This window comes from Streptomyces sp. NPDC088923 (assembly GCF_044749745.1).
GTDB lineage: Bacteria > Actinomycetota > Actinomycetes > Streptomycetales > Streptomycetaceae > Streptomyces.
The window spans coordinates 671,984-694,599 of sequence record NZ_JBIVIO010000001.1 but is presented as its reverse complement, the minus strand read 5'-3'; the positions used below and the strand labels follow the sequence as shown (position 1 = coordinate 694,599).

At 74.7% G+C, this 22,616-nt stretch carries 19 protein-coding genes and 1 pseudogene; 10 read left to right on the top strand and 10 right to left on the bottom strand.

What is annotated here, in order from left to right; translation table 11 throughout:
- The first annotated feature begins 269 nt into the window (after positions 1 to 269).
- Positions 270 to 503: a hypothetical protein gene (locus tag ACIP4O_RS03285; protein WP_401570910.1), complete on the top strand. Its 234-nt coding sequence runs from the start codon at positions 270 to 272 to the stop codon at positions 501 to 503.
- A gap of 354 nt (positions 504 to 857) precedes the next feature.
- Positions 858 to 1,505 (top strand): hypothetical protein, encoded by a 648-nt coding sequence (locus tag ACIP4O_RS03280; protein WP_401570907.1) that lies wholly within the window; start codon positions 858 to 860, stop codon positions 1,503 to 1,505.
- Positions 1,506 to 1,513: 8 nt separating this feature from the next.
- Here the strand turns inward: ACIP4O_RS03280 and ACIP4O_RS03275 are convergent, their stop codons facing one another.
- Complete coding sequence (locus ACIP4O_RS03275) at positions 1,514 to 3,862, bottom strand: PQQ-binding-like beta-propeller repeat protein (RefSeq protein WP_401570904.1); 2,349 nt, start codon at positions 3,860 to 3,862, stop codon at positions 1,514 to 1,516.
- A 202-nt stretch (positions 3,863 to 4,064) separates the two neighbouring features.
- A complete protein-coding gene (locus ACIP4O_RS03270; protein WP_401570902.1) occupies positions 4,065 to 4,829 on the bottom strand; it encodes a VOC family protein in 765 nt (254 codons plus the stop codon).
- A 273-nt stretch (positions 4,830 to 5,102) separates the two neighbouring features.
- Between ACIP4O_RS03270 and ACIP4O_RS03265 the strand changes: the two genes are divergently transcribed.
- The 3 genes from ACIP4O_RS03265 (at position 5,103) to ACIP4O_RS03255 (ending at position 7,970) form a co-directional block, all read left to right on the top strand.
- Positions 5,103 to 5,750: a TetR family transcriptional regulator gene (locus ACIP4O_RS03265; RefSeq protein WP_401570899.1), complete on the top strand. Its 648-nt coding sequence runs from the start codon at positions 5,103 to 5,105 to the stop codon at positions 5,748 to 5,750.
- 140 nt (positions 5,751 to 5,890) lie between these two features.
- Positions 5,891 to 6,595, top strand: coding sequence for a pyridoxal 5'-phosphate synthase (locus tag ACIP4O_RS03260; RefSeq protein WP_401570896.1), 705 nt, complete (start codon positions 5,891 to 5,893; stop codon positions 6,593 to 6,595).
- A 220-nt stretch (positions 6,596 to 6,815) separates the two neighbouring features.
- Positions 6,816 to 7,970 (top strand): flavin-containing monooxygenase, encoded by a 1,155-nt coding sequence (locus ACIP4O_RS03255; protein WP_401570894.1) that lies wholly within the window; start codon positions 6,816 to 6,818, stop codon positions 7,968 to 7,970.
- Between the two features lie 64 nt (positions 7,971 to 8,034).
- Here ACIP4O_RS03255 and ACIP4O_RS03250 read toward each other — a convergent pair whose 3' ends face one another.
- Positions 8,035 to 9,315, bottom strand: coding sequence for an MFS transporter (locus ACIP4O_RS03250; protein ID WP_401570892.1), 1,281 nt, complete (start codon positions 9,313 to 9,315; stop codon positions 8,035 to 8,037).
- Between the two features lie 70 nt (positions 9,316 to 9,385).
- Between ACIP4O_RS03250 and ACIP4O_RS03245 the strand changes: the two genes are divergently transcribed.
- Positions 9,386 to 10,456 (top strand): GlxA family transcriptional regulator, encoded by a 1,071-nt coding sequence (locus tag ACIP4O_RS03245; RefSeq protein ID WP_401570889.1) that lies wholly within the window; start codon positions 9,386 to 9,388, stop codon positions 10,454 to 10,456.
- On the opposite strand, the gene ACIP4O_RS03240 is transcribed toward ACIP4O_RS03245, so the two are convergent.
- On the bottom strand, positions 10,387 to 10,854 hold the full coding sequence (locus ACIP4O_RS03240) for an ATP-binding protein (RefSeq protein ID WP_361319914.1): 468 nt from the start codon (positions 10,852 to 10,854) through the stop codon (positions 10,387 to 10,389). The two genes, ACIP4O_RS03245 and ACIP4O_RS03240, sit on opposite strands and share 70 nt — an antisense overlap.
- Before the next feature lie 399 nt (positions 10,855 to 11,253).
- Positions 11,254 to 11,628, bottom strand: coding sequence for an STAS domain-containing protein (locus ACIP4O_RS03235; RefSeq protein ID WP_401570886.1), 375 nt, complete (start codon positions 11,626 to 11,628; stop codon positions 11,254 to 11,256).
- 410 nt (positions 11,629 to 12,038) lie between these two features.
- On the opposite strand from ACIP4O_RS03235, the gene ACIP4O_RS03230 reads away from it, so the two are divergent.
- From ACIP4O_RS03230 to ACIP4O_RS03220, 3 genes are all read left to right on the top strand, one after another.
- On the top strand, positions 12,039 to 12,620 hold the full coding sequence (locus tag ACIP4O_RS03230; protein WP_401570883.1) for a sigma-70 family RNA polymerase sigma factor: 582 nt from the start codon (positions 12,039 to 12,041) through the stop codon (positions 12,618 to 12,620).
- Between the two features lie 173 nt (positions 12,621 to 12,793).
- Positions 12,794 to 13,978: a maleylpyruvate isomerase N-terminal domain-containing protein gene (locus ACIP4O_RS03225; protein ID WP_401570880.1), complete on the top strand. Its 1,185-nt coding sequence runs from the start codon at positions 12,794 to 12,796 to the stop codon at positions 13,976 to 13,978.
- A 132-nt stretch (positions 13,979 to 14,110) separates the two neighbouring features.
- Positions 14,111 to 14,500, top strand: a complete 390-nt coding sequence (locus ACIP4O_RS03220; RefSeq protein ID WP_361319902.1) for a hypothetical protein — start codon at positions 14,111 to 14,113, stop codon at positions 14,498 to 14,500.
- A gap of 36 nt (positions 14,501 to 14,536) precedes the next feature.
- Here ACIP4O_RS03220 and purU read toward each other — a convergent pair whose 3' ends face one another.
- On the bottom strand, positions 14,537 to 15,454 hold the full coding sequence (purU, locus tag ACIP4O_RS03215; protein WP_361319898.1) for a formyltetrahydrofolate deformylase: 918 nt from the start codon (positions 15,452 to 15,454) through the stop codon (positions 14,537 to 14,539).
- Positions 15,455 to 15,654: 200 nt separating this feature from the next.
- A complete protein-coding gene (locus ACIP4O_RS03210) occupies positions 15,655 to 16,155 on the bottom strand; it encodes a hypothetical protein (RefSeq protein WP_361320900.1) in 501 nt (166 codons plus the stop codon).
- Positions 16,156 to 16,273: 118 nt separating this feature from the next.
- Between ACIP4O_RS03210 and ACIP4O_RS03205 the strand changes: the two are divergent.
- A pseudogene (locus tag ACIP4O_RS03205) lies at positions 16,274 to 17,694 on the top strand (ABC transporter substrate-binding protein).
- Between the two features lie 106 nt (positions 17,695 to 17,800).
- On the opposite strand, the gene ACIP4O_RS03200 reads toward ACIP4O_RS03205, so the two are convergent.
- The 3 genes from ACIP4O_RS03200 to ACIP4O_RS03190 form a co-directional block, all read right to left on the bottom strand.
- Complete coding sequence (locus ACIP4O_RS03200) at positions 17,801 to 18,367, bottom strand: hypothetical protein (protein WP_401570876.1); 567 nt, start codon at positions 18,365 to 18,367, stop codon at positions 17,801 to 17,803.
- A gap of 171 nt (positions 18,368 to 18,538) precedes the next feature.
- A complete protein-coding gene (locus ACIP4O_RS03195; protein WP_401570873.1) occupies positions 18,539 to 19,984 on the bottom strand; it encodes a hypothetical protein in 1,446 nt (481 codons plus the stop codon).
- A 421-nt stretch (positions 19,985 to 20,405) separates the two neighbouring features.
- Positions 20,406 to 21,791, bottom strand: a complete 1,386-nt coding sequence (locus tag ACIP4O_RS03190) for a transcriptional regulator (protein ID WP_361319886.1) — start codon at positions 21,789 to 21,791, stop codon at positions 20,406 to 20,408.
- Positions 21,792 to 22,616 lie beyond the last annotated feature (825 nt).

Sequence of the window (22,616 nt, the reverse complement as noted above, 5' to 3'; positions counted from 1 at the left end):
CGCACGCGGTCGCCGGCAGGCGCTCCCGGGACGCGGACGGCCGCTCAGCAGCGGTTTCCCGGCACGGGTTTCGCGTTCATCGTTCGTTTATCGCCACCGGCCATGCTTCTTCCAACCGTTCCGTCGCGTCGGGGGGCAGACGGCACGGCTCCGGGCATTCCTCACCCGCTAGGGTGAACCGCCCGGTAACTGCCCGCCCGGCCTCCGACCGGGGGAGTGGCCGGGCGGGCGGCAACCCACCGTCCCCGTCGAACAGGAGAGCAGAGACGATGGCCGACAGCCAGCAGCCCAAGCCCGCCACCGAGCACAACGGCGGCGCCATGAAGCCGCTCAAGGACGTCTACGCGACCGGCAGCCCGGCGAACCCCGACGGCGGCGAGGCGAAGCTGAGCGAGGGCGGCGACGCCACGATCACCCCGCTGGGCGACGTCTACGCCACCGGCAGCCCCGCCGACCCGGAGGCGAAGATACTCGACCGCCCCGCGGGCGACGAGAAGAAGTGATCTTCACCCGGCGTCCGTCCCCACGGGGGATGTCCTCACGGGGGAAACGGGGGACACGAGGGGGCACGGACGCCGGGTGAGCGGGTCCCCGCTGACCACGGGGGCGTACGGGGGACGTGCGCCACGCAGGGGGACCGAGGGTCCGTGACGGCTGGGGGGCCGTCACGGACCCGGGGGAAAAAGAAAAGGGGAAAGCGCACCGGTCGTGACGGCCATCGGGGGAAGACCGTCACGGCCGGTGCGTTCGTATGCCCAAATGCCTTTCGGTGCCGTGCTGTTGGCCGGTTTCCGTGTCTGCCGCCCGCCGCGGCGGGTAGACGCGGGACAGACAACGGCCGACAGGGAGGCCCCGCCATGGTCCGTAACGTCCTCGGTGGCGTACTCGCCGTGCTCGGCGCGGCCGCCGCCGTCGCGAGCCCCTTCCGCCCCTGGTACGCCTCGCGCCTGGGCCGCGAGTACCGGCTCCCCGACCTCTTCGGCTCCGGCGGGATCACGGCCGCGCACCCCAATCTGCTGTGGTCGCTCTTCCTGCCGTTCCTCCTCGCCGCCGCGCTGACGCTCCTCGGCCTCTTCACCCGCCTGCGGACCGTCGTCCTGCTCGCCGGGGTAATCGCGCTCGGCTGCACGGTGCTGTGGGCCGTACGGGCCGCGCAGGCAGGCGGCGACGCGCTCACGATCGCGGCGGACGGCTCCGGGGTACGCACCGGCGCGGGCGCCGCCGCCGCCGGCGGGGTCCTGCTGATCCTCGCGGCGGCCGTCATGACAGGCCGCGTCCGCGCCCCCGAACCGGCCCCCGCCGCTCCCGCCCCGCCGCCCCCGCCGCCGCCCGCGAGCGCGGGCCCGTACGCGGACGGCCCCGAGGAGGACGACTGGCACGCGCCGGCCTCCTACGGTGCGGGCGGCGCGAGCGGCGCGTACGGGTCGAGCCGCCCGGGCCCCTGCGGGAGCGCCGAGCCCGAGCCGACCACTCCCCTGCCGACGATCCGGCGCGAGAAGGGCTGAACCGGGGCTCAGCCGCGCCCCTGCGCCGACTGCGTCCCCGTCCCCTCCTTCGCGTCGAGCGCGTAGACGCAGCGGTCGCCGCTGCACGCGTAGACCACGCCGCCGCGCACGACGGGCGAGCCGGTCACGGCGCCGCCCGTGAGGAGCTTCCAGCGCAGCTGACCGCCCGAGGCGCTCAGGGTGTAGAGGCAGTTGTCCGCCGAGCCGAAGTGCAGCAGATCGCCCGAGGCGACCGGCGCCCCGACGATGTCGCCGCCCGCCTGGAAGCGCCAGGCGGGCGTGCCGTGCACCGCGTTGAGGGTGTACATGCCGTTGCCCGAGGCGACGTGGACGAGACCGCCCGCGACGAGCACCGGATCGACCGAGGAGCGGGCCTCGGTCGCGATGCGCCAGCGGTCGCGGCCGTCCTCCGCGTCGAGCGCCCACACCGCGCCGTGGTAGTCCGCCACGTACACGCCGCCGCCCGTGACGGCGGGTCCCGGCGCGAAGGCGGGCGGGCTGAGGAAGACCGCGGGGGCCTCGAACTGCCAGCGCACCCGCCCGCCGAGCGCCTCGATCGCGAGGACGCGGGTGCCCGCGCACACGTACACGCCGCCGTCCGCCGCCGGGGTGACGCGCGGCGGGACGCCGCCGCAGGCGCTGACGTCGCCGACCGGGTACGACCAGCGCTCGGCGCCCGTGCGCGCGTCCACGGCCCGCAGCCGGGCGTCCTGCCACAGGTAGGCGGTGCCCTCGTGCAGGACGGGGGCCGCCTCGGCCGTCTCGAAGTCGGTCTGGAGGCCGTTCGCCTCCCAGAGCCGTTCCCCGCTCGCCGCGTCCCAGCCGCGCACGGTGCCGCCGCGGCTCGCGGTGAGCACGGTGCCGCGCCCGGCGGCGAGCCCGTAGACCCAGCCGGGCGCCGCGGCGCGCCAGATCTCGCTGCCCGTGCGGGCGTCGAGCGCGTGCACGCCGGGGCCGTCCGAGGCGTGGATACGGCCCTGGTCGACGGCCATGACGAGGGCGACGTCGCGCGTCTTGAAGCGGCGGCGACCCGTCGCCACGTCGAGCGCGTGCACCTCGAAGGACGTCACGTACACGAGGTCGTCGGCGAGCACGGGTGTGCCCCACACGTCGTTCGACATGCGGAACCGCCAGGGCCGCCACGGCTGCCCGGGGACGCCGGGGCGCGGCTCGGTCGCCGCCGTCGTGGGCGGCGCGGCGACCGGGGCACGGCGGTTGGACTCGCGCGTCCACCGCGAGGCGAGCGCGACATGCCCGGCCTGCCGCTCCGCCTCGCCCACGGCGCGCGCCTCGGCGACGCGCGGGCCCTCGCGGACCGGGACGCGCGCCCCGGGCAGCATGACCTCGGGCTCGGCGGCGTGCTTGCCGGGCTGGTTCGGGACGGCGGGCTCGACGGGGGGCCTCGGCGGCACGGGCGGGCTCGGCGGCACGGGCTTGGGGGGCGCGGGCTGCCGGGGGCCCATGCCCGTCCGGCTCTTGGACTCGATGAGCGCGACCGCGCGCTGCGGCAGCCACGCCGAGGCCGTGCCGCTGTCGTCGGCGCCGGCGGCGAAGAGGTGCGGCGACAGGGACGCCTGGAGGTCGGCGGGGCTCGGGCGCATCGCCGCCTCCATGCCCATGCACGACTCGATGAGCGGCTGGAGCTCCTCCGGCATGCCCTCCGTGTCCGGGCCCTCGCGCAGCAGCATGAAGACCGTCTCGACGGGGTTGGCGCCGTGGAAGGGCGCGTGGCCGGTCGCGGCGAAGACGAGCGTGGAGCCGAGCGAGAAGATGTCGCTCGCGCCCGTGACGCTGCGGGAGTCCTTCGCCTGCTCGGGGGACATGTACGCGGGGGTGCCGACGGCGACGTTCGTCATCGTCAGGCGCGTGTTGGAGACCCCGGACGCGATGCCGAAGTCGATGACGCGCGGGCCGTCGTGCATGACGAGGACGTTCGACGGCTTCAGGTCGCGGTGCACGAGCCCGGCGCCGTGGATCGACTCCAGGGCCTCGGCGACGCCCGCGGCGAGCCAGCGGACCGCGTTGGCGGGCAGCGGCCCGCACTCGTTGACGATCTCCTCCAGCGAGGGCGCGGGCACGTAGGCGGTGGCGAGCCAGGGCACGGCGGCACGCGGGTCGGCGTCGACGACGGCGGCCGTGTAGAAGCCCGAGACGGCGCGGGCGGCCTCGACCTCGCGGGTGAACCGCACGCGGAAGAGCTGGTCCTGCGCGAGTTCGGCCCGCACCGTCTTGATCGCGACCCGCCGCCCCGAGGCGGACCGCGCCATGTACACGAGGCCCATGCCGCCCGCGCCGAGCCGCCCCAGCACCTCGAACTGCCCGATGCGTCGCGGATCGTGCTGTGTGAGCTGGTCCATCTCTTCCTCAGCCGCCTCCCCGTCCGGGACCACGAGCGCGGCACCTGCGCAGCGCCCGCCCCGGTGCACCGCCACACGGTGCCCCCTGATTGTTCCCTCCGAAACCCGCCCTGGCTAACCGGGGTGGCGTCCCGGAGTGTCCTGAGCTACGGGAAGGGGGCGGGGCGGGGCGGCGGGGGTCCGGCCTACCGGGCGGTACGGGCTACACCGCGACCACCCCGAACACGGCGCCCTGGTCGTCCGCCAGCTCGGCGAACTCCCCGTACGCCGTCCCGCTCGGTCCCCGCCGCAGCCGACCGCCGAGTCGCAGCGCCGCCTCGACCGCCCGCGGGCAGTCCGCCACCCGGAACTGCACGAGCACGTGCGCGGGGAGCTCGGCGGGGGCCTCGGCGGCGTCGAGCACGGCGCGGCCGAGCACCGCGGTGTCCACCCCCGGCCCGGCCCCCTCGGGTGACCACAGGCGCTCGCCGCTCGCCCCCGGCACGTCGTGGCCCACGTAGCGGAAGACGTGCTCGTAGAAGGGGTCGACGGCGGCGCTCTCCCTCGTCCGCACCTCGCTCCAGGCGTACGAGCCCGGCGCGGTCAGTTCGCGGAAGCCCTTGTCCGTGCCGGGCTGCCACAGCCCGAAGACCGCTCCGCCGGGGTCGGCGGCGAGCGCCCGTACGCCCAGGTCCCCGACCGCCTGGGGGCCGCTGACGGCCCTACCGCCCGCGGCGACGACGCGGTCGAGGAGGCGGCGCGCGTCCGGGGTCGCGAAGTGGACCGTCCAGGTGGTCGGGAGGCGGCCGTCCGGCTTGCGGTAGAGCCCGGCGGCGAGGTGCGGGCCCACGTGGGCGTACGACTCGCCCGCCCCCGGCGGCTCGCGGAAGGTCCAGCCGAACAGGGCCCCGTAGAAACGGCGCCCTGCGGCCGCGTCGGGCAGCGCGCAGTCCACCCAGCACGGCACGCCCTCGGCGAAATCCGGCATCCCGACCACCTCCCGGCACAGATCCTCTCCACGTTATTCGCCTTTTCCGATTCCCGCATCCCGGCCCGGAGAACCCGATTGGCGGACCCCGCGAAAACCCCCGCCGACCGCCTTCCCGAATTACCTGCCCGAGATCCCCAGAAATCACGTCACCTGCTCTTCTCCCTTACCCAGCAGGTGAATTGAGTGGCCGACCGGCACGCAATTCGGGGCTCGCTCCCCATTTGCAGTCGGCCGAATAGCGCGACACGCCGGTCTCGGTAAGCTGACGGTATGACAGCACACGTACGCACCGTCGACGGCCGCGTGGCCGGAGAGCGCGGGCAGGCGACGCGTCAGAAGCTGCTCGACTGCCTCAGCGAGATGCTCGGCTCATCGCCCTACCGCGATGTGAAGGTCATCGATGTGGCCCGCAGGGCCGGCACCTCTCCCGCCACCTTCTACCAGTACTTTCCCGACGTGGAAGGCGCTGTACTGGAACTCGCCGATGAATTGGCGACCGAGAGTTCCGGCCTGTCGGATTCCCTGGAGGGCCGCAGCTGGGCAGGAAAGACGGGCTGGCAGACCGCACAGGAGCTCGTGGACTCGTTCATGGACCTGTGGCGCAAGAACGAGGCACTGCTGCGCGTCGTCGATCTCGGCGCGGCCGAGGGCGACAAGCGGTTCAGCAAACTGCGCGTGAAGATCCTCGGTTCCGTGCATTCCGCGCTCACGACCGCGATCAAGGAACTCCAGTCGAAGGGCCGCGTCGACAAGGACGTGAGCCCGGCGGCGACGGCGGGCGCGCTCGTCACGATGCTCGCGGGCGTCGCCTCGCACCAGAAGGGCTTCAGCTCCTGGGGCGCCAAGCAGGCCGAGATCCGGCCCGCGCTCTCGCAACTCGTCTACCTCGGCGTCACGGGGCGCAAGCCGACGCGCTGAACGCCGCCCCCAGGTCCCTCCGCCCGGCCGGGCCGCGCGAGCGGCCACCCTGACCGGCCGGGCCGCGCGAGAGCGCACGGACACCGGGCCGCGCCCCCCGGCTACCTCCACCCCGCCCCCGGGTACCGCACAATCGGGCCATGTCCGCCAGCGCACACGACGACGCCGTCGACCCAGGACCCGAGGCCTTCCGCGCCCTGCTCCACGAGCAGCGCGTGTGGGACCCCCGCCGCACCACGCTCCCCGCGCTCGACCCCGACCAGGTCCCGGGCCGCCCCCTGCCGCTCTTCCGCCAGTGGTTCGCCGAGGCGGCGGACGCGGGAGCCGTCGAGCCGCACACGGTCTCGCTCGCGACCGCCGGAGCCGACGGTCTGCCCGACGTCCGCATCGTCATGCTGCACGACGCCGACGAGGACGCCGGCTTCTCCTTCGCGACGCACGCGGGCAGCCGCAAGGGCCGCCAGCTCGCCGCGCGCCCGTACGCGGCCCTGTGCCTCTACTGGCCCGTACTCGGCCGCCAGGTCCGCGTCCGCGGCCGGGTCGCGCCCGCCCCGCACGCCGAGGCGCTCGCGGACCTGCACGCCCACTCCCCCGGTGCCCTCGCCGCCGCCCTCACGACCCACCAGAGCGAGCCCCTCGACTCCCCCGCCGCCCTCCGCACGGCCGCCGACGCGGCCTGGGCCCGCGCCCAGCGCGAACCGGAGGCCGACGCCCCCGACTGGACGCTCTACCACCTGGCCCCCGAGGAGATCGAGTTCTTCCAGGGCGAGCAGTCGCGGCGGCACGTACGGGTGCGGTACACGCTGCACGCGGACGGATGGGCGCGCGAGCTGCTCTGGCCGTAGCGCCGCCGCCCGCGCGTGGTACCCGGCCGGCGACTGCCGCCCTCACCCCCTGGCCCACGACTGGAAGTCCCGCACCGGCTCGTACCCCAGCCGCCGCAGGTGCCAGGCGGGGGCGGTCGCGGTCGTCATGGCGCATCGTCCGCACGACCGTGACCCATTCGCAACCGGTTTCGCGGCAGCGCCGGTCCCCTCCGCCCCACCGGACACTACTCTCCGGTACATGCCCGAAGCCTCGACCGCCGCCGCGCTCGCTCCCGTCTACGTCATCGGGGCGGGGCCGGGCGGGCTCGCCGTGGCGGCGGCACTGCGCGGGCGCGGGGTGCCCGCCGTGGTGGTCGAGAAGGCCGACGAGGTGGGCGCCTCCTGGCGTGGGCACTACGACCGGCTGCACCTGCACACCACCCGCAAGCTCTCCTCGCTCCCCGGGCTGCGGATACCGCGCCGCTTCGGGCGCTGGGTCGGCAGGGACGACGTCGTCAAATACCTGGAGAAGTACGCCGAGTTCCATGAGCTGGACGTCCTCACGGGGGTCGCCGTCGAGCGGATCGAGGCGCTTCCCGAAGGGGGCGGCTGGCGGCTGCGGGCCGGGGGCGGCCGGGTGCTCGAAGGACGCGCCGTCGTCGTCGCGACGGGCTTCAACCACACGCCGTACGTGCCGGACTGGGCCGGAGCCGACTCGTACGGGGGCGAGGTGCTCCACGCCCGCGCCTACCGCGATCCTGAGCCCTTCCGGGGCAAGGACGTGCTCGTCGTCGGCGTCGGCAACACGGGCGCCGAGATCGCCGTGGACCTCGCCGAGGGCGGGGCCGCGCGCGTACGGCTCGCGGTACGGACTCCCCCCTACATCCTGCGCCGTTCAACGCTCGGCTGGCCCGCGCAGCGCACGGGAATCCTGGTACGGCGCTTGCCCGCGAAGCTCGTCGACGTGCTCGCGGACCCGGTGTGCCGCCTCTCGGTGCCCGACCTCACCGACAAGGGTCTCGCGCGCCCGAGCGGCGGGTTGTACACGCGGGTGCGGCAGGGCGCGATCCCCGTGCAGGACGTCGGACTGATCGCCGCCGTGCGCGCCGGGAAGGTCGAACCCGTCGCCGCCATGGCGGAGTTCGCGGACGGCGAGGTCGTGCTCGCGGACGGCTCACGGATACGGCCCGAGGCGGTCATCGCCGCCACCGGCTACCGGCGCGGCCTCGAACCACTCGTCGGCCACCTCGGCGTCCTGGACGACAACGGCCGCCCCCGCACGCACGGTTCACACACCGCGCGACATGCCCCCGGCCTCTACTTCACCGGCTACACCAACCCGATCACCGGCATGCTCCGCGAACTCGCCCTGGACGCCGAGCGCATCGCGAAGAGAATCGCCAAGTCCCGCTGAACGACAACCGACTGGACCCGCGCCGCCCCGAAGACCACGGCTCCGGGACGCACCCACCTCCGGGTCAGTCCCGCGCCGCCGCCCGCAGCGCCAGCACCATCAGCGCCGCCCCCGCGCACAGCCCCCCGGACGCCAGCCACACCACGTCGTACGAGCCGAAGGTGTCGCGGGCCACGCCGCCCAGCCATGCCACCAGGGCCGCCCCCAGTTGATGCGCGGCGAGGACCCAGCCGAAGACGATCGCGCTGTCCTCGCCGTAGTGCTCGCGGCACAGGGCGACCGTCGGCGGGACCGTCGCGACCCAGTCGAGGCCGTAGAAGACGATGAAGAGCAGCATCGGCGGCTCGTCCCAGGCGCGGAGCAGCAGCGGGAGGAAGAGGAGGGACAGGCCGCGCAGGGAGTAGTACACGGCGAGGAGGCGGCGAGCGGGGAAGCGGTCGCTGAGCCAGCCGGAGGCGACCGTGCCGATGACGTCGAAGAGGCCGATCACGGCGAGGAGCGAGGCCGCGCCCGTCACCGGCATGCCGTGGTCGTGGGCGGCCGGCACGAAGTGGGTCTTGACGAGGCCGTTCGTCGAGGCGCCGCAGATCGCGAAGGAACCGGCGAGGAGCCAGAAGGGGCCGGTGCGGGCGGCCCGTCCGAGGATCGTCAGCGCGCGCCGCGCCGCACCCACGGCGGGCGGCGGCTTGGGGACGAACTCCCCCGCCCCGTACGGCGCGAGCCCCACGTCCGCCGGGTGGTCGCGCAGCAGCAGCCACACGAGCGGGACAACGGCCGCCGCCGTGAGCGCCACCGTGATCGAGGCCGGGCGCCAGCCGTGGTGCTCGATCATCCAGGACAGCAGCGGCAGGAAGACGAGCTGGCCCGAGGCGCCCGCCGCCGTGAGGATGCCCGTGACGAGGCCGCGCCGCGCGAGGAACCAGCGGTTGGTGACCGTCGCGGCGAAGGCGAGCGCCATCGAACCGCTGCCGAGGCCGACCAGTACGCCCCAGTACAGGATCAGTTGCCAGGAGGTCGTCATCGTGACGGTGAGCGCCGAGCCGCCCGCGATGACGAGCAGCGCGAGCGCCACGACCCGGCGGATGCCGAAGCGGTCCATGAGCGCGGCGGCGAAGGGCGCGGTCAGCCCGTACAGCGCGAGATTGACCGACACGGCGAAGCCGATCGTCCCGCGCGACCACCCGAACTCGCCGTGCAGCGGGTCGATGAGCAGCCCGGGGACCGACATGAAGGCGGCGGCCCCGACGATCGTCACGAAGGTGACCACCGCGACCCACCAAGCCCGGTGCACATGCGGTGACTTGGGGGGCGCGGGGAGCGGCGCGAGGTCCTCTGTCTGCGTCATGCGGCCAGCTTCGCGTGCGCGCGCACCCGGAACCATTGGCCCGAGGGACACCCTTCGCTAGGATCGGGCCATGCGCAGCACGCCCGGCACCCCCCGCCCGCACCGCGTCGTCGTCCTCGCCCTCGACGGCGTCCTCCCCTTCGAACTCGGCATCCCGCAGCGGATCTTCGGCCGCGCGAAGGACGCCGGCGGCGCCCCGCTCTACGAGGTCGTGACGTGCTCGGTGCGCCCGCCCGGCGAGGTCCGCGCCGAGGCGGACTTCACGATCCTGGTCGCCCACGGCCCCGAGGCGCTCGCGACCGCCGACACCGTGCTGATCCCCGCGAGCTACGAACTCGGCCCCGTCCACGAGGAGGGCCGCCTCACGCCCGAACTCGCCGCCGCGCTCGGCCGGATACGCCCCGGCACGCGCCTGATGTCGATCTGCACGGGCGGTTTCGTGCTCGCCGCCGCCGGCCTCCTCGACGGCCGCCCCGCCGCCACGCACTGGAGCTCGGCGGCCCTTTTCCAGCGTCTCTTCCCGCGCGTCGCCGTCGACGCGGACGTCCTCTTCGTCGATGACGGCGACGTGCTCACCTCGGCGGGGGTCGCGGCCGGGATCGACCTGTGCCTGCACGTCGTACGGCGCGACCACGGCGCGGCCGTCGCGGCCGACGTCGCCCGGCACACCGTCGTACCGCCCTACCGCGAGGGCGGGCAGGCGCAGTTCATCGAACGGCCCGTGCCCACCGAACACGGCGATTCGACGGCCCCGGCGCGCGCCTGGGCGCTGGAGCGGCTGCACGAGCCGCTGCCGCTGCACCGGCTCGCGGCCCGGGTCGCGATGTCGGTACGCACCTTCACGCGCCGCTTCCGCGAGGAGACCGGCGAGAGCCCGGGCACGTGGCTGACCCGGCAGCGCGTCGAGCAGGCCCGCTACCTCCTGGAGACGACCGCGCTGCCGATGGAACGCGTCGCCGACAGCTGCGGTTTCGGCAGCGCGCAGTCACTGCGGCAACACCTGCGCGCGACGCTCGGCGTCACCCCGACCGCGTACCGCCGCACCTTCCGGGGCGCCCCGCCCCCCGGCGGTCACGACGGGCCGCGTCCACAGCCTGTGGACAGCGCGCGGGCCGCGAGCAGACAGGCGGCGGGGGCCTGACGGTCCACCTCGCACCAGATGCTCTTCCCGGCCCGCGCCGGGCTCCACCCCCAGCGGTCCGCGAGGCATTCGACGAGTTCCAGGCCGCGCCCGTTGGTGTCCGCCTCGGCGGCGTGCCGCGGCTGCGGGGCGCGCGTCGACTCGTCGCAGACCTCGACCCGTACCGTACTGACGGCGGGCCGCGGGATGTCCGGCAGGCGCATGCGCAGCAGCGCGGGGCGGCCCGTGTGCACGACGGCGTTCGTGACGAGTTCGGAGACGAGCAGTACGAGGGTCTCGGCGACCGGCTCGTCCGCCCCTATGCCCGAACCGGCGAGCCGGGAGCGCACCCATCTGCGGGCACGGCCCACCTCGGCGGGATCGGGACCGATTTCGAGCTGCACCTGTAGCACCTGCACCGCTCACACCATCCGAACCGGCGGGCACGGGGTCCGCCGCCGCTGGGCACTGTGGATCACCGACCGTGATCCCGGGGAGAGACAGCATGATTGACGTTCTGTCACCCCAACAAGCGCTTCGGGCATATTCCCGCACGAAGGAGTACGTCTGAGGCATACTGTGCGACGCCCCGCGCGAGCAGTCGAACAGGCCGCCGCGCCACTCCGCCCCGCCCGGTCCCCCGGGGAAGCCCACACCACTCGCATTGCACCGAAGGTACCGGAGTGACCACCCGGTTCCGGACGGTGACGCCGCCCGGTGCGCGTCCTCGCAGGACAGAGCGGCCAAGCGCGCAGGTGTTCACCAGGTGACGGGGGCCACCCGGCAGGGCCACACGACGGGGGCACGCGGCCGCCCGGTCACGCCGAGAGCGGGCTCACGTCCTCCAGCAGCGCGCTCGCCACGTCCGGGTACACCTCGAAGAGCCGCCGCACGCCCAGCGCGGCGAGCACCCGGTTCACGTGCGAGCCCTCCTCGGCGCCCCGCGCCGGCAGCACGATCCGCAAGCGGCCGTGACAGGAGCGCATGAGGCGTCGCGCGGCGATGAGCACGCCGACCCCGCTCGAATCGCAGAAGTGGACCTCGGACAGGTCCAGCACGACGCTGTGCCGCCCGCGCGCCACCGCCTCGTGCACCCGCTGCCGCACGGACGGCGAGGAGACGAGATCCATCTCTCCCGCGACGCGCAGCACGGCCCAGCCGTCCCGCTCCTCGTCGGTGACCTGGAATTCCACGTCCTACGCCTTCCGCTCGACTTCCGCCTCCGCGCTCCGGAAGCTCCCGTTCCGCTTCTGCTCTTCGGTGAACCCGCCGCTACCCCGGGGACCTTCCCCGAAACCGCCGTGTACGCCGTCACACTTCCCCCGCGCGCCCCCCTGCGCCCCCGTCCCCCTTGTGAAGGACGCATGGAGCGAGGGCCTGGTTCATCGAACTTCCCCCGTTCTGTCGCGTGCGGGGGTGAACCGGGCAATTCGTCCGCCCTTTACCACCTCCAGGCTCGCAGAGGGCGCACATTGCCGTAAAGGAGCGCATGGAAGCACGGGGGGACCTTCCATTCGGGGCCCGGAAGGGGATGATGGGCTGAACAGCGGTGCGGAGCCGGTCCCCGGGGGTCGCACCCGGACAGCCAGGGGGTCTTCGGCCGATGGAGGAGGCACGCCGCCGCGACGCGCGGTTGCGGCAGCGGCTCGAACGCGGGGAGGCGGCGGCGCTCGGCGAGCTGTACGACCGTTTCGCGCCGCTCGTGCACGGCCTCGCCCGCCGCGTCCTCGGCGAGGACCAGGCCGCCGCGCAGGTCACGCACGACGTCTTCGCGCTGCTGTGGGAGGCGCCCGAGCGGTACGAGCCCGCGCGCGAGCCGCTCCGCTCCCACCTCGCGGCCTCGGCCCGCGTCGAGGCCGTACGACGTCTGCGGCAGTCCGAGACGGAGGCGCTGATGGGCGCGGGGGCCGGTACGGAGGAGGGCCGGGTCCGCGCCGAGGCGGCCGAGACCCGCATCCACCGGGCCGCCGCGGCCGCCCGCGCGGACTACATCGCGCGGGCGATGCCGCGCCCGCTGCGCGAGGCGATCGACCAGGCCTACGCGCGCCGCAGGACCTACCGGCAGACCGCCGCCGACCTCGGGATCACCGAGGAGGAGGCCCGTCGCCGCCTCCGCCTGGGCCTCCAGCTCCTCTCCACCGCCCACGACCTCCCGGTCCCCGGCGCGGGGGAGCCCTCCACGTGAGCGGGTCCGGGCGGGCCGGGCGGGAGGAGGGCGGGGAGGCGAGCGGCGTCGCGGGAGGCTTGCGCGAGGCGGCCGGCAGCAGCGGGCGCGGGTCCGGCGCGGGGGGCGGCTCCGGCTCCCGCTCGGGGAGCGCGTCCGGCGTGGGGGGCGGGGCGCGTGGGCAGGTGGGAGGTATGGGTGAGCACCGGGAAGGAGACGGCGCAGGCGAGCCCTCGTGCGTGACGTACACCTCGTTCGGGGTCTCGGGGATCGATCCGCTGCTCGGGGACCACCGGCTGTTGCGGTCCCTGCTCGGGGCGTGGGCGCTCGCGGCGTGCTCGGCGAAGGAGGCCCTGGCCGTCGAGACGCACCTCGGGGTGTGCGGTGCCTGCGCCGACGAGGCGCTGCGGCTGCGCGACGCGGTCGGGCTGCTGCACCCGCAGGAACCACTCGACCTCGATCCCTCGCTCCGCGCCCGCGTGCTCGCGCGCTGCCTGGAGCGGCGGCCGCCGCGGGTGCCCGTACCGGCCTGGGCGGAGCCGTACGACACCGAGACGGCCCGGCTCGACGCGCTCCTCCAGAGCCTCGGTGACGCCGACTGGCACGCCCCGGTGCGGCTGCGCTGGTGGACGCCCGAAGGGCCCGCCGGGCGCCGTACGACCGTCGCCGGGGTCATCGCGCACCTGCTCGCCGTCGACGGGCTCGTCGCGGCGGCGATCGGCCTGCCCGAGCCGCTCGGCGCGCACGCGCCGGGGATGCCCGTCCCGCCGGAGGAACGCACCGAGCGGTACCTGACCGCGCTCGGTGCCCCGCCGACCCGCGCCGAGCACGCGCCCTGGCGCGAGCAGACGCACGCCCTCGTGCGGACGGTCGGCTTCACGGACGGCGAGGGCGTCGGCTCGGGCCGCTACCCGGTCCCGTACGGCGGTTTCTCGCTCCCGCTGCGGGACGCCCTCCTGGAGCGGGCCTTCGAGACGTGGATACACGCCTGGGACGTCGCGACGGCCGTGAACTATCCGTACGCGGCCCCGGCCGGCCCGCACCTCAAGCAGCTCATCGAGCTGGCCTCGCGTCTCGTCCCGCAGACCCTCGCGGCCTTCCCCGCGCCGGAGGAGGCCGCCCCGGTGGGCGTGCGCAGGACGCTCCGGCTGGAGATAGAGGGGCCCGCGCGCGGGGTCTGGCGGATCGGCGTCGATCCCAAGGCGGAGCGCGAGACGGTCCCGTACGAGGACGTGGCCGAAGTCCGCCTCGACGGCGTCGAGTTCTGCGAGCTCGCGGCGGGCCACCTGGCCCCCGAGGAGGCCGCGCTCGGGCAGGACGGGGACCGCGCGACGATCCTGCGTGTCCTGCGCGCGACGGCGGCGCTGAGCAGGCTGTAGAGCCCGCCCCGGGCCGGCCCGCGAAGCCCCGGCCCGCGAAGTCCCGCCGGGCTGCCGGTGAGCGGGCATAGACTCCCCGGCAGAACAGACGTGCGACCGGGGGGCCGCGCGCGCTCCCCGAAGGAAGCTTCCGTGCTCGATCTGTGCGAGACCCTGCTGTTCCTCTCCGTGATCCCGCTGCTGTACCTCGCGCCCCGGTACCTGCGGCAGAAACCGCTGCGCAGCCGGGGGACGCACACCGTGGGCTGGGAGGTGCGGCGCACGATCCCGGACGAGGGCAGGATCGACGTCCTGTGGGCCTACGAGGTCGCCGCGAACGAGCAGCGCACCGTGTGGGAACGCGGCCGCACGACGGAACCGGCCCGGCAGCGCGGCCTCGTCTTCGACCCGGAGAAGCCGGCCCGCGTGTACTTCAGCGAGCAGATGTTCCGCAGGCCGGCGCGCGTGCGGCTGTGGGTCTACGGGCTCGGCGCGGTCGCCCTCGTGACGGCGGTGGTGACGGTGGTGGGCGAGACGCGCTGAACGGTGCGCGTCCGGCCCGTCCCCGCCTCCCCCACGTCAGGCGAAGACGACCGTGCGGCGGCCGTTGAGCAGGATGCGGTGCTCGGCGTGCCACTTGACGGCGCGCGCGAGCGCCTGGCACTCGACGTCGCGGCCCGTGGCGACGAGCTGGGCGGGGGTCGCCGCGTGCGTGACGCGCTCGACCTCCTGCTCGATGATCGGGCCCTCGTCGAGGTCGGCGGTCACGTAGTGCGCGGTCGCGCCGATGAGCTTCACGCCCCGGGCGTGCGCCTGGTGGTAGGGCTTGGCGCCCTTGAAGCTCGGCAGGAAGGAGTGGTGGATGTTGATGATCCGGCCGCTCAGCTTCTTGCACAGGTCGTCCGAGAGGACCTGCATGTAGCGCGCGAGCACGACGAGTTCGATGTCCTCCTCGGCGACGAGGTCGAGGAAGCGCTGCTCCGCCTCCGCCTTGCCGTCCTTGGGGACGGGGATGTGGTGGAAGGGGACGCCGTAACTCGCGGTCAGCTCGCGGAAGTCGGTGTGGTTGGAGACGACGGCGGCGATCTCGACGGGGAGCGCGCCGCTGCGGGAGCGGAAGAGCAGGTCGTTGAGGCAGTGGCCGAATCTGCTCACCAGGATCGCGACCCGCATCCGGTCCCCGGCCCGGTGGATCTGCCAGTCCATCCGGAACGCCTCGCCGATCGCGGCGAAGCTCGCGCGCAGCTTGTCGAGCCCGGTCGGCTCCCCGTCCTGCCCGGCGGCCTCCACCGAGAAGCCGACGCGCATGAAGAACAGCCCCGTGTCCGCGTCCCCGAACTGCTGGCTGTCCTCGATGTTCCCCCCGGTCATGAAGAGGAAGCTGGAGACGGCGTGCACGATCCCCTGCTTGTCGGGGCAGGCCAGCGTCAGTACGTAGCCGGGGGTGGGCGCGGCGGGGGCGGCGGAGCCGACAACGGGTGCGGGCTGCTCAGTCATGCCCGCCAGGGTCGCACACCGCGGGGGCGCGCGGGACGGATGTCCGCAAGGCGGGACCGGGGCGGGTGACGCGGGGGCCCGGGGCGAGTGTCACGGGCCCGGGCGGCGTCGCGAGGAGCGGGGTCCGGGGTGGGCGGCGCGCGAACGGCGCGGCGTCGCGGGAGGCGGGGTGGGCGGCACGGGGCCGCCCGCCCGCTCCCTCAGGCGGTGCGCAACAGGCTCCGCAGTTCGCCCAGCGTGCGCGGGGGCTGGTCGGGGTCGTCGCCGTCGGCGAGGGCGAGGCGGACATGGGCGGCGCGGCAGGCGGCGAGGGCCTCGGGCCAGTCGGGGTGCTGGAGGTAGGCCGTCGCGGGGGCGTCGGGGCCGACCTGGTGCAGGATGCGCAGCACGCGCAGTACGGCGGCGTCGACAAGCGTCGTCTCCTCGCTGTCGCGGAAGACCGAGCCGAGGTAGCGCTCGGCGGGCCAGTTGTCGAGCCAGGTGTCCTCGACCAGCCGGTACACGGCGTCGGTCACGTCCCCGTACTCCTCGCGGCCCGCGAGCCAGTACTCCTGCTGGAACGCCGGGTCGGAGAGCATGTGCAGCGCGGAACGCACGGTGCTGCGCCAGCGCCACCACGGCATGTCGTTGAGTGGCATGCCTCCCATGGTGGAGGAGCGGCGGCTGCGGCGTGAAGGGTTCTCCGGGCTTTGCACGGTCAGTGATCGTACGTTCCGCCCGGAACGCGCCGTACCGGTCCCCCGCTGTTCACCCGGCCGTCACCACCCGTTGACCGTGGGTAGCGCACCGGTTGGCGCACGGCGGCAAGGCTGCGGCGCCATGACCACCGGCCCGCTCCCGATACGCACCCGACCCAGGCCCCGCCCCGCGCCCGCCCGGCGCCCCGGGGCACGTACCGTCTTCCGCGCGGCCTCGCGCGCCGCGCTCGTGGCGGCGCTCGGGGGGCTGCTCGTGAGCGGCTGCGGGGTGCTGCCGGGCGGCGGGCACGACGACGACCGTCCCGTCACCGTCATGACGTGGGCGCCGCTGCACACGACGGGGACCAACGCGCCGGGGATGACCGCGATGGCGCGCGCCTACGAGCGGTGGGTGAACTCCCAGGGCGGCATCAGGGGCCGGAAGTTGCGGGTCCTCGTGTGCGACGAGGGGAACGAGTCGGTCGCGGCGGGGCGGTGCGCCCGGCGCGCGGTGCGCGAGAAGGCCGTCGCCGTCGTCGGCTCGTACAGCGAGCAGGACGCGGCGATCTTCTCGCCGATCTCGCTCGCGGGCATCCCCTACCTCGGCGGGTACGGGATCACGCACGAGGAGTTCGTCAACCCGGACTCGTACCCGGTCAACGGCGGGCTGCCCGCGCTCATCGCCGCCGAGGGCGCGCAAATCGCCCCGCCCTGCGACCGCGTGGCGCTCGTACGCCCGGAAGGGGTCACCGGGGACACCTGGCCGGACCTGCTGCGCGCGGGGCTGCGGGGCGCGGGCGGTACGGGCGAGGTCGTCGACCTGCCCGTGCCCGCCGCCTCCAGCGACTACACCCCGCAGGCGGGGCAGGTACTCGGCCGACTCGCCCCGGCCCCGGCGGGGCGCCGCTGCGTGAGCGTGGCGCTCGGCGACAGCACGGCGGTCTTCATCGACTCCTTCCGCCGCGTGGCACCTTCGGGCGGTACGGGGACGGGGGCGGGGACGGGTACGGGGGCAGTGGTTGCGGCTGGGGCGGTGCCCGGCGTGCGGGTCGGCTCGGTGCTCGGGAGCGTGAGCCAGCGGCTCGTCGACCGGTCCGGGGGCGCGTCGGGCCGTACGAGGGCGCGGCGGTCACCGGCTGGTACCCGCCCGCGTCCGACCCGCGCTGGGCGGCGATGCGGAAAGTCATCACGCGGCACGCCTTCGGTGACAACGCGATCGACCCGGCGGACGCGGGCGTGCAGACGACCTGGATCGCGTACACCGCGCTGCGCCGGATCGTCGAGTCCCTCGGTGACGGCCCGGTGACCGCGCGGACCGTGCGCGACGCGCTCGACAAGGGCACGAAGGTGACGACGGGCGGCCTCACCCCCACCCTGAGCCGGGGCGACGACTACGCCCGCTCGGTCATCGGCTACCCCCGCACGGCGAACACCCGCGTGACCCACCTGAAGGTCCGGGACGGCCAACTCCTCGCGGCGAAGGGCATAGGAGACGGCCCGGGCGCGACGGGAGACGTACGCGAGGCCCTGGAGAGCGAGCCGGCGGGGGGCCGGGAGGAGTGAGGGGGCGGGGCCGGGAGGAGTGGGGGGGGCGGGGCCGGAGGAGTGAGGGGGCGGGGACCGCGCGGCCCCGGCCACCGGGGTGGCGGGGTTCCGCCCGGGGCGCGCGTCAGTTGTGCTGCTCGTCGATGGTGACGGCCGTACCGTCCTCGGCGATCTTGACGACGAGGCGCTTGCCCTTCTTGGTGGCGGCGTCGAGCTGCGCGGTCGTGCAGCGCTGGGTCTTCTCCTCGGTGCCGCAGATCCAGCCGTTGCCGTTGATGACGGTCTTGGTGGAGGTGAAAAAGGCCCGCTCCTTCTTGGTCGTGTCGTCGGTGACGGAGTACTTGCCGGGGGCGAGGTAGTGCGACACGCCCTCCCAGTAGACCTTCTTCGGCTGGTCGTCGTCGGTGCCCCCGCCGGAGCCCCCGGTGGCCTCGGCCGTCGCGCTGCTCGCGGCGTCGGGGGACTCGGCGGGCTGCGAGGCGGACGGGGATGCCGGGGCAGCGGCGGAGGGCGATGACGGGGACGCGGCGGAGGGTGAGGCCGGGGACGCGGCGGAGGGTGAGGCCGGGGACGCGGCGGCGGCGTTCCCTGCCTTTCCGTCGCCGGAGTCGTCGTCCTGGCAGGAGGTGAGCAGGGCGGTCGTCGCCGTCAGGGCGACGACGGAAAGCACGAGGCGCGGGCTGCGGGTCATGGGGCTCCTCGGACGGCTCGGCGGGGGACCAGCCCGGTGGAAAAGGCGTGGTCGCGGCTGCGCTACGCGTTGCCCCGTGATCCCGAAGTAAACGGCGAGCCGGAGGAGTTGGGATTCTCCCCCGAGGTCGTCGCCGCTTGCGCCGGCTGGTCGCCCCTGTCCCCGGCGCCCCTACAGCTGGCTCTTGTCCCGCTTCGTCAGCTCGTACTTCGACGCGATCGCGTTCCACAGCCCCGAGGCCTGCCCCTTCGCGCTCGTCGCCTCGCCGCTCGCGCGGTCGCCCGCGTTGCGCTGATTCGTCGAGCGGGCGTGGCCGCCGGGGCAGCCGCCGTGCTTCGCGGTCTGGTCGGCCCACGCCGCGTAGTGGTTGTCGGCCGTCGCGGAGGCGCGCCAGGCGCGGGTGAGGGCGGTCTTGAGCTCGTCGTGCTGGGGCAGTTTGTCGACCGGCAGCTGGCCGAGGCGCTTGACGAGGTCATTGCGCTGCCGCGCCGCGCCGCGCAGGTCCGCCGCCGCCTTGCCGAGGTCCTTGCAGGAGCCGATGTTGCCGACCGAACGGACCACGGCGTCACGGCTGTTGTTGGAGTCGCCGAGGAGCTTGTCGAGGCCGACCGCCTGGTCCTTGACCGGGTCGGCGGAGGGCGAGGGCTTCGTGCTCCCGCCTTCGCTCTTCGCGTCGTCGCCGTCCTGCTGCCCCGCGGACGCGGACGCGGTCGCCGAGACGGGCGAGCTCTTCGCCTCGTCGTCGCCCCCGCCGCCCCCGACGAGCGCACCGACGCCGAGGCCGAGCGCGACGACGCAGACGCCGCCTATCGCGATGAGCAGCCCCTTGTTGCGGTTGCCGCCGCCCCCGCGCGGGGGCTTCTCGTAACCGTTGTCGTAGCCGCCGCCCGAGCCGTAGCCCTGAGCGCCGTAGCCGTTGCCGTACGCGGCGGGGGGCGGCGTCTGCCCGGGGGCCCCGGGCTGCTGCGGGTAGCCGTAGGCGGGGGGCGGCGGCGACTGCGGTGTGATCGCCGGCATCTGCGTCGTCGCACCCTCGCCCTCCGTGCGGAAGAGGCTGTCGAACTCGGCGGGCGGCTGGGTGGGGGCTTCCTCGTACGGGGAGGGGGGCTGGGGCTGGGATGGGGGCTGCGCGGGCTGCCCGGGGAACTGCGGGCCACCACCGCGCACGGGCGCGATGTACTGCGTGGCCTGCGCGTCGGGCCCCGCCCCGCCCGGCAGGGGCGGCTGAGGAGCCCCGTAGTACGGGTTGTCCTGGCCCGCCGACTCGGGCGGCAGGGGGCCCGCCCCCGGCACGGGCGCGATGTACTGCGTGGCCTGGTTGTCGGCGCCACCGGGCGCGAGGGGCTGGATGAACTGCGTGGCCTCCGCGTCGCCGCCGCCCTGGGGGCCGTGCGGGGACTCGAAGGGCGGCGGGTAGCCGTAGCCGCCCGTGGGGGCGGGGGCGTGCGGGTAGCCGTAGCCGCCGGCGTGCGCGGGCGGCTGCGGGTTCCCGTACGGGTCGTAGCCGGGCTGCGGTCCCCAGGGTGTGCCGTCGGCGGGCGTCCCCGAGGTGCCGGGGTACGGGGCGCCTTCGCCCTCGGAGGGATGCGGCTGCCCGCCATGACCGCTCTGCGCCACCGGAACTCCTACGAATGGGGGACCCTGGGAATCGTCGGCTCACGCTACCCGGTCTCTCCTCACCCCGGCCACGCGCGCACCCGCCCCGGACCTTCGCCGCAGGTCAGGGCAGAGGCGGCACGGAAACGGCGGAGGAACGGAGAGCGTCCGACAGGCGGCGCGGCGCCGTCAACAGCCGAGCCGGTACGCGTCAACAACGCGGCCGGTACGCGTCAAAGGCGTGGGCGGTACGTGTCAACAGCCGGGCCGGTACTACGAGCTGACGAGCCAGCCGTGGACGGCGCGCGGCCCGTCGCCGACCGGGCCCGGTGGGCGGCCACCGTGCGGTGGGCGGGAGGCCACCGTGCGGTGGGCGGGAGGCCACCCCGCACGGCCGAAGCGGGCCGTCCGCCCGTCTCCGGGCGGACGGCCGTCCTTCCGCTCAGGCCGCCGCGCGCAGGTCGAGGCGGGCCCCGAACTCCCGCACCACCGACTCCTCCCGGTAGGGGTCCAGCCGCTGCCGGAAGTCCTCCAGGTACTCCGCGCCGCGGTCGGAGCGGAGCGAGGCGAGGAGTTCGGCGGCGTGCAGCGCGGTGCGGCAGCCCTCCTCGATCTCGCGCTGCTGGACCTGCGCCGTCGCGAGCAGCACGTAACCGATCGCGCGGCGCCGCGTGCGGCTCTCGGGGTGGCCCGCGAGGGCCCGCGATGCCGCGCGCACCGCCTGCTCCGGCTCGCCCAGATCGCGGTGGCAGTGCGCGAGTTCATCGGCGAGGTACGCCTCGTCGAAGTGCGCGATCCACTCCGGGTCGCCGTCCCTGTCCCGGTCGCAGCGCGCGAGTTCGTTCTCGGCGCGGTCGATCGCCTCGTGCGCCGCGCGCCGGTCGCCGAGCAGCGCGTGCCCGCGCGCCTCGGCGGCGTGGAACATCGAACGGGCGCGGGGCGTGGCCTGCCCTCGCGTGCCCTCCTGCGCGGCCCGCGCGAGCTGCGCGATCTCGCGCGGATTGCCGAGTTGCGCGGCGAGGTGGCTCATCGACGCGGCGAGCACATACCCGCCGTAGGCCCGGTCCCCCGCCGCCTGCGCGAGCCGCAGCGCCTGGATGTAGTAGCGCTGCGCGAGCCCCGCCTGCCCGGTGTCGACGGCCATGTAGCCGGCGAGCTCGGTCAGGCGCGACACGGCGGCGAACAACTCCCGCCCCACCGGCTCCCGGTACGAACCCGAGAGCAGGCCCGAGACGACGCTGTTGAGGTAGTGCACGACGACCGGCCGCACGTGCCCGCTGCCGTACTGGTGGTCGAGCCGGTCGAGCGCCGTCGTCATGGCCCGTACCGCCGCGACGTCCGTGGCGCCCACCCGCGGCCCGCCGCTGCGCGCGACCTGGCTGTCGGGCATCGAGATGAGCCAGTCCCTGCTGGGCTCGACGAGCGCGGAGGAGGCGACCGAGGAGCCGGTCAGGAAGTCCCTGCGTCCCACGTCGCTGCGCCACAGCTCGCAGACCTGCTCGATCGCCCCCGGCACGGTCGGCGAGAACTGGAGGCCGACGCCGGAGGAGAGGTTCTTGCCGTTGGCCATGCCGATCTCGTCGATCGTCACCGTGCGCCCGAGCTTGCGCCCGAGGGCCTCGGCGATGACGGCGGGCGCGCGGCCCCGCGGCTGCTGACCCCGCAGCCAACGGGCCACGGACGTCTTGTCGTACCGCAGATCGAGTCCGTGCTCCGCCCCGCAGAGATTGACCCTGCGGGCGAGACCGGCGTTGGAGCAGCCGGCTTCCTGGATGAGCGCCTGGAGCCGTTCGTTCGGCTGGCGTGCGACTAGCGGCCTCGCGGCCATGGTGAAACCCCCAATAGGTACGCCGTGTTCCGTCACCGGTACGCGCCCCTCGCACGGCCCGCGCGGCCTCCTCCGTCGCTCGCGAGCACGCTGGTGCTCGGTTCACGGGGTCGGTCGTGCGGTCGCGGTCGCGGTCGCGGTCCCGGTCACGGAGCCGAAAGGCGTGGTCGTGGACTGGGTGCTGGACTGGCTTGCTGACCTGGCTTACTGACCTGGCTTACTGACCTGGGCCCGCCCCGGCGAGCGACCCGCGAGGCGGGCGCCGGGCCGGTCCGGACCGTATGGCTGACCTGCTGGGCGGCGTGCGCTGCGCCACCTGGCTGATCACTGCCCTGCGGACAAAGCGAAGATGCGCCCCAAAGGGGACCAATCCGGTATTACTTCTCCCCTGTCGGCGTGTCGCGCGGGGCGGGCGGGTGGCGCTGGACGGGCGGGGCGGTGGTACGGGATGCGGTGTGCGGTGCGGCGGTACGGGGTGCGGTGTGCGGTGTGCGGTGTGGTGGTACGGGGTGCGGTGCGGTGGTACAGGTGTGGCGTGCGTCGTACGGGGCGGGGCCGGGCCGCGTCTCGTACGGGCTGCCGCGCCTGGTGCCGTGCGGTTCCTCCCCCGGTCGTCTGCCCTCCGCCCGCCTGCCTGGCCGGGCGGTCCGCGGGTTCGCGGGTCCGAGGGTTCACGGGTCGCGGGTCCGAGGGTTCGCGGGTCGCGGGTCGCGATCCGCCGGGTCCACGGGTTGGCGGGCGGTGCGTACGGCGGCGTTCCGCTTTCCCTTCTCCTCCTTCCCGGACCCCCTACCGGAGTCCGCATATGCCCGGGGCGGGGTCCAC

Bases quoted from the DNA above. Each gene is read 5' to 3' on its own strand.
- ACIP4O_RS03285 (WP_401570910.1), top strand. From the start codon at position 270: ATGGCCGACAGCCAGCAGCCCAAGCCCGCCACCGAGCACAACGGCGGC.
- ACIP4O_RS03280 (WP_401570907.1), top strand. From the start codon at position 858: ATGGTCCGTAACGTCCTCGGTGGCGTACTCGCCGTGCTCGGCGCGGCC.
- ACIP4O_RS03275 (WP_401570904.1), bottom strand. From the start codon at position 3,862: ATGGACCAGCTCACACAGCACGATCCGCGACGCATCGGGCAGTTCGAG.
- ACIP4O_RS03270 (WP_401570902.1), bottom strand. From the start codon at position 4,829: ATGCCGGATTTCGCCGAGGGCGTGCCGTGCTGGGTGGACTGCGCGCTG.
- ACIP4O_RS03265 (WP_401570899.1), top strand. From the start codon at position 5,103: ATGACAGCACACGTACGCACCGTCGACGGCCGCGTGGCCGGAGAGCGC.
- ACIP4O_RS03260 (WP_401570896.1), top strand. From the start codon at position 5,891: ATGTCCGCCAGCGCACACGACGACGCCGTCGACCCAGGACCCGAGGCC.
- ACIP4O_RS03255 (WP_401570894.1), top strand. From the start codon at position 6,816: ATGCCCGAAGCCTCGACCGCCGCCGCGCTCGCTCCCGTCTACGTCATC.
- ACIP4O_RS03250 (WP_401570892.1), bottom strand. From the start codon at position 9,315: ATGACGCAGACAGAGGACCTCGCGCCGCTCCCCGCGCCCCCCAAGTCA.
- ACIP4O_RS03245 (WP_401570889.1), top strand. From the start codon at position 9,386: ATGCGCAGCACGCCCGGCACCCCCCGCCCGCACCGCGTCGTCGTCCTC.
- ACIP4O_RS03230 (WP_401570883.1), top strand. From the start codon at position 12,039: ATGGAGGAGGCACGCCGCCGCGACGCGCGGTTGCGGCAGCGGCTCGAA.
- ACIP4O_RS03225 (WP_401570880.1), top strand. From the start codon at position 12,794: ATGGGTGAGCACCGGGAAGGAGACGGCGCAGGCGAGCCCTCGTGCGTG.
- purU (WP_361319898.1), bottom strand. From the start codon at position 15,454: ATGACTGAGCAGCCCGCACCCGTTGTCGGCTCCGCCGCCCCCGCCGCG.
- ACIP4O_RS03200 (WP_401570876.1), bottom strand. From the start codon at position 18,367: ATGACCCGCAGCCCGCGCCTCGTGCTTTCCGTCGTCGCCCTGACGGCG.
- ACIP4O_RS03190 (WP_361319886.1), bottom strand. From the start codon at position 21,791: ATGGCCGCGAGGCCGCTAGTCGCACGCCAGCCGAACGAACGGCTCCAG.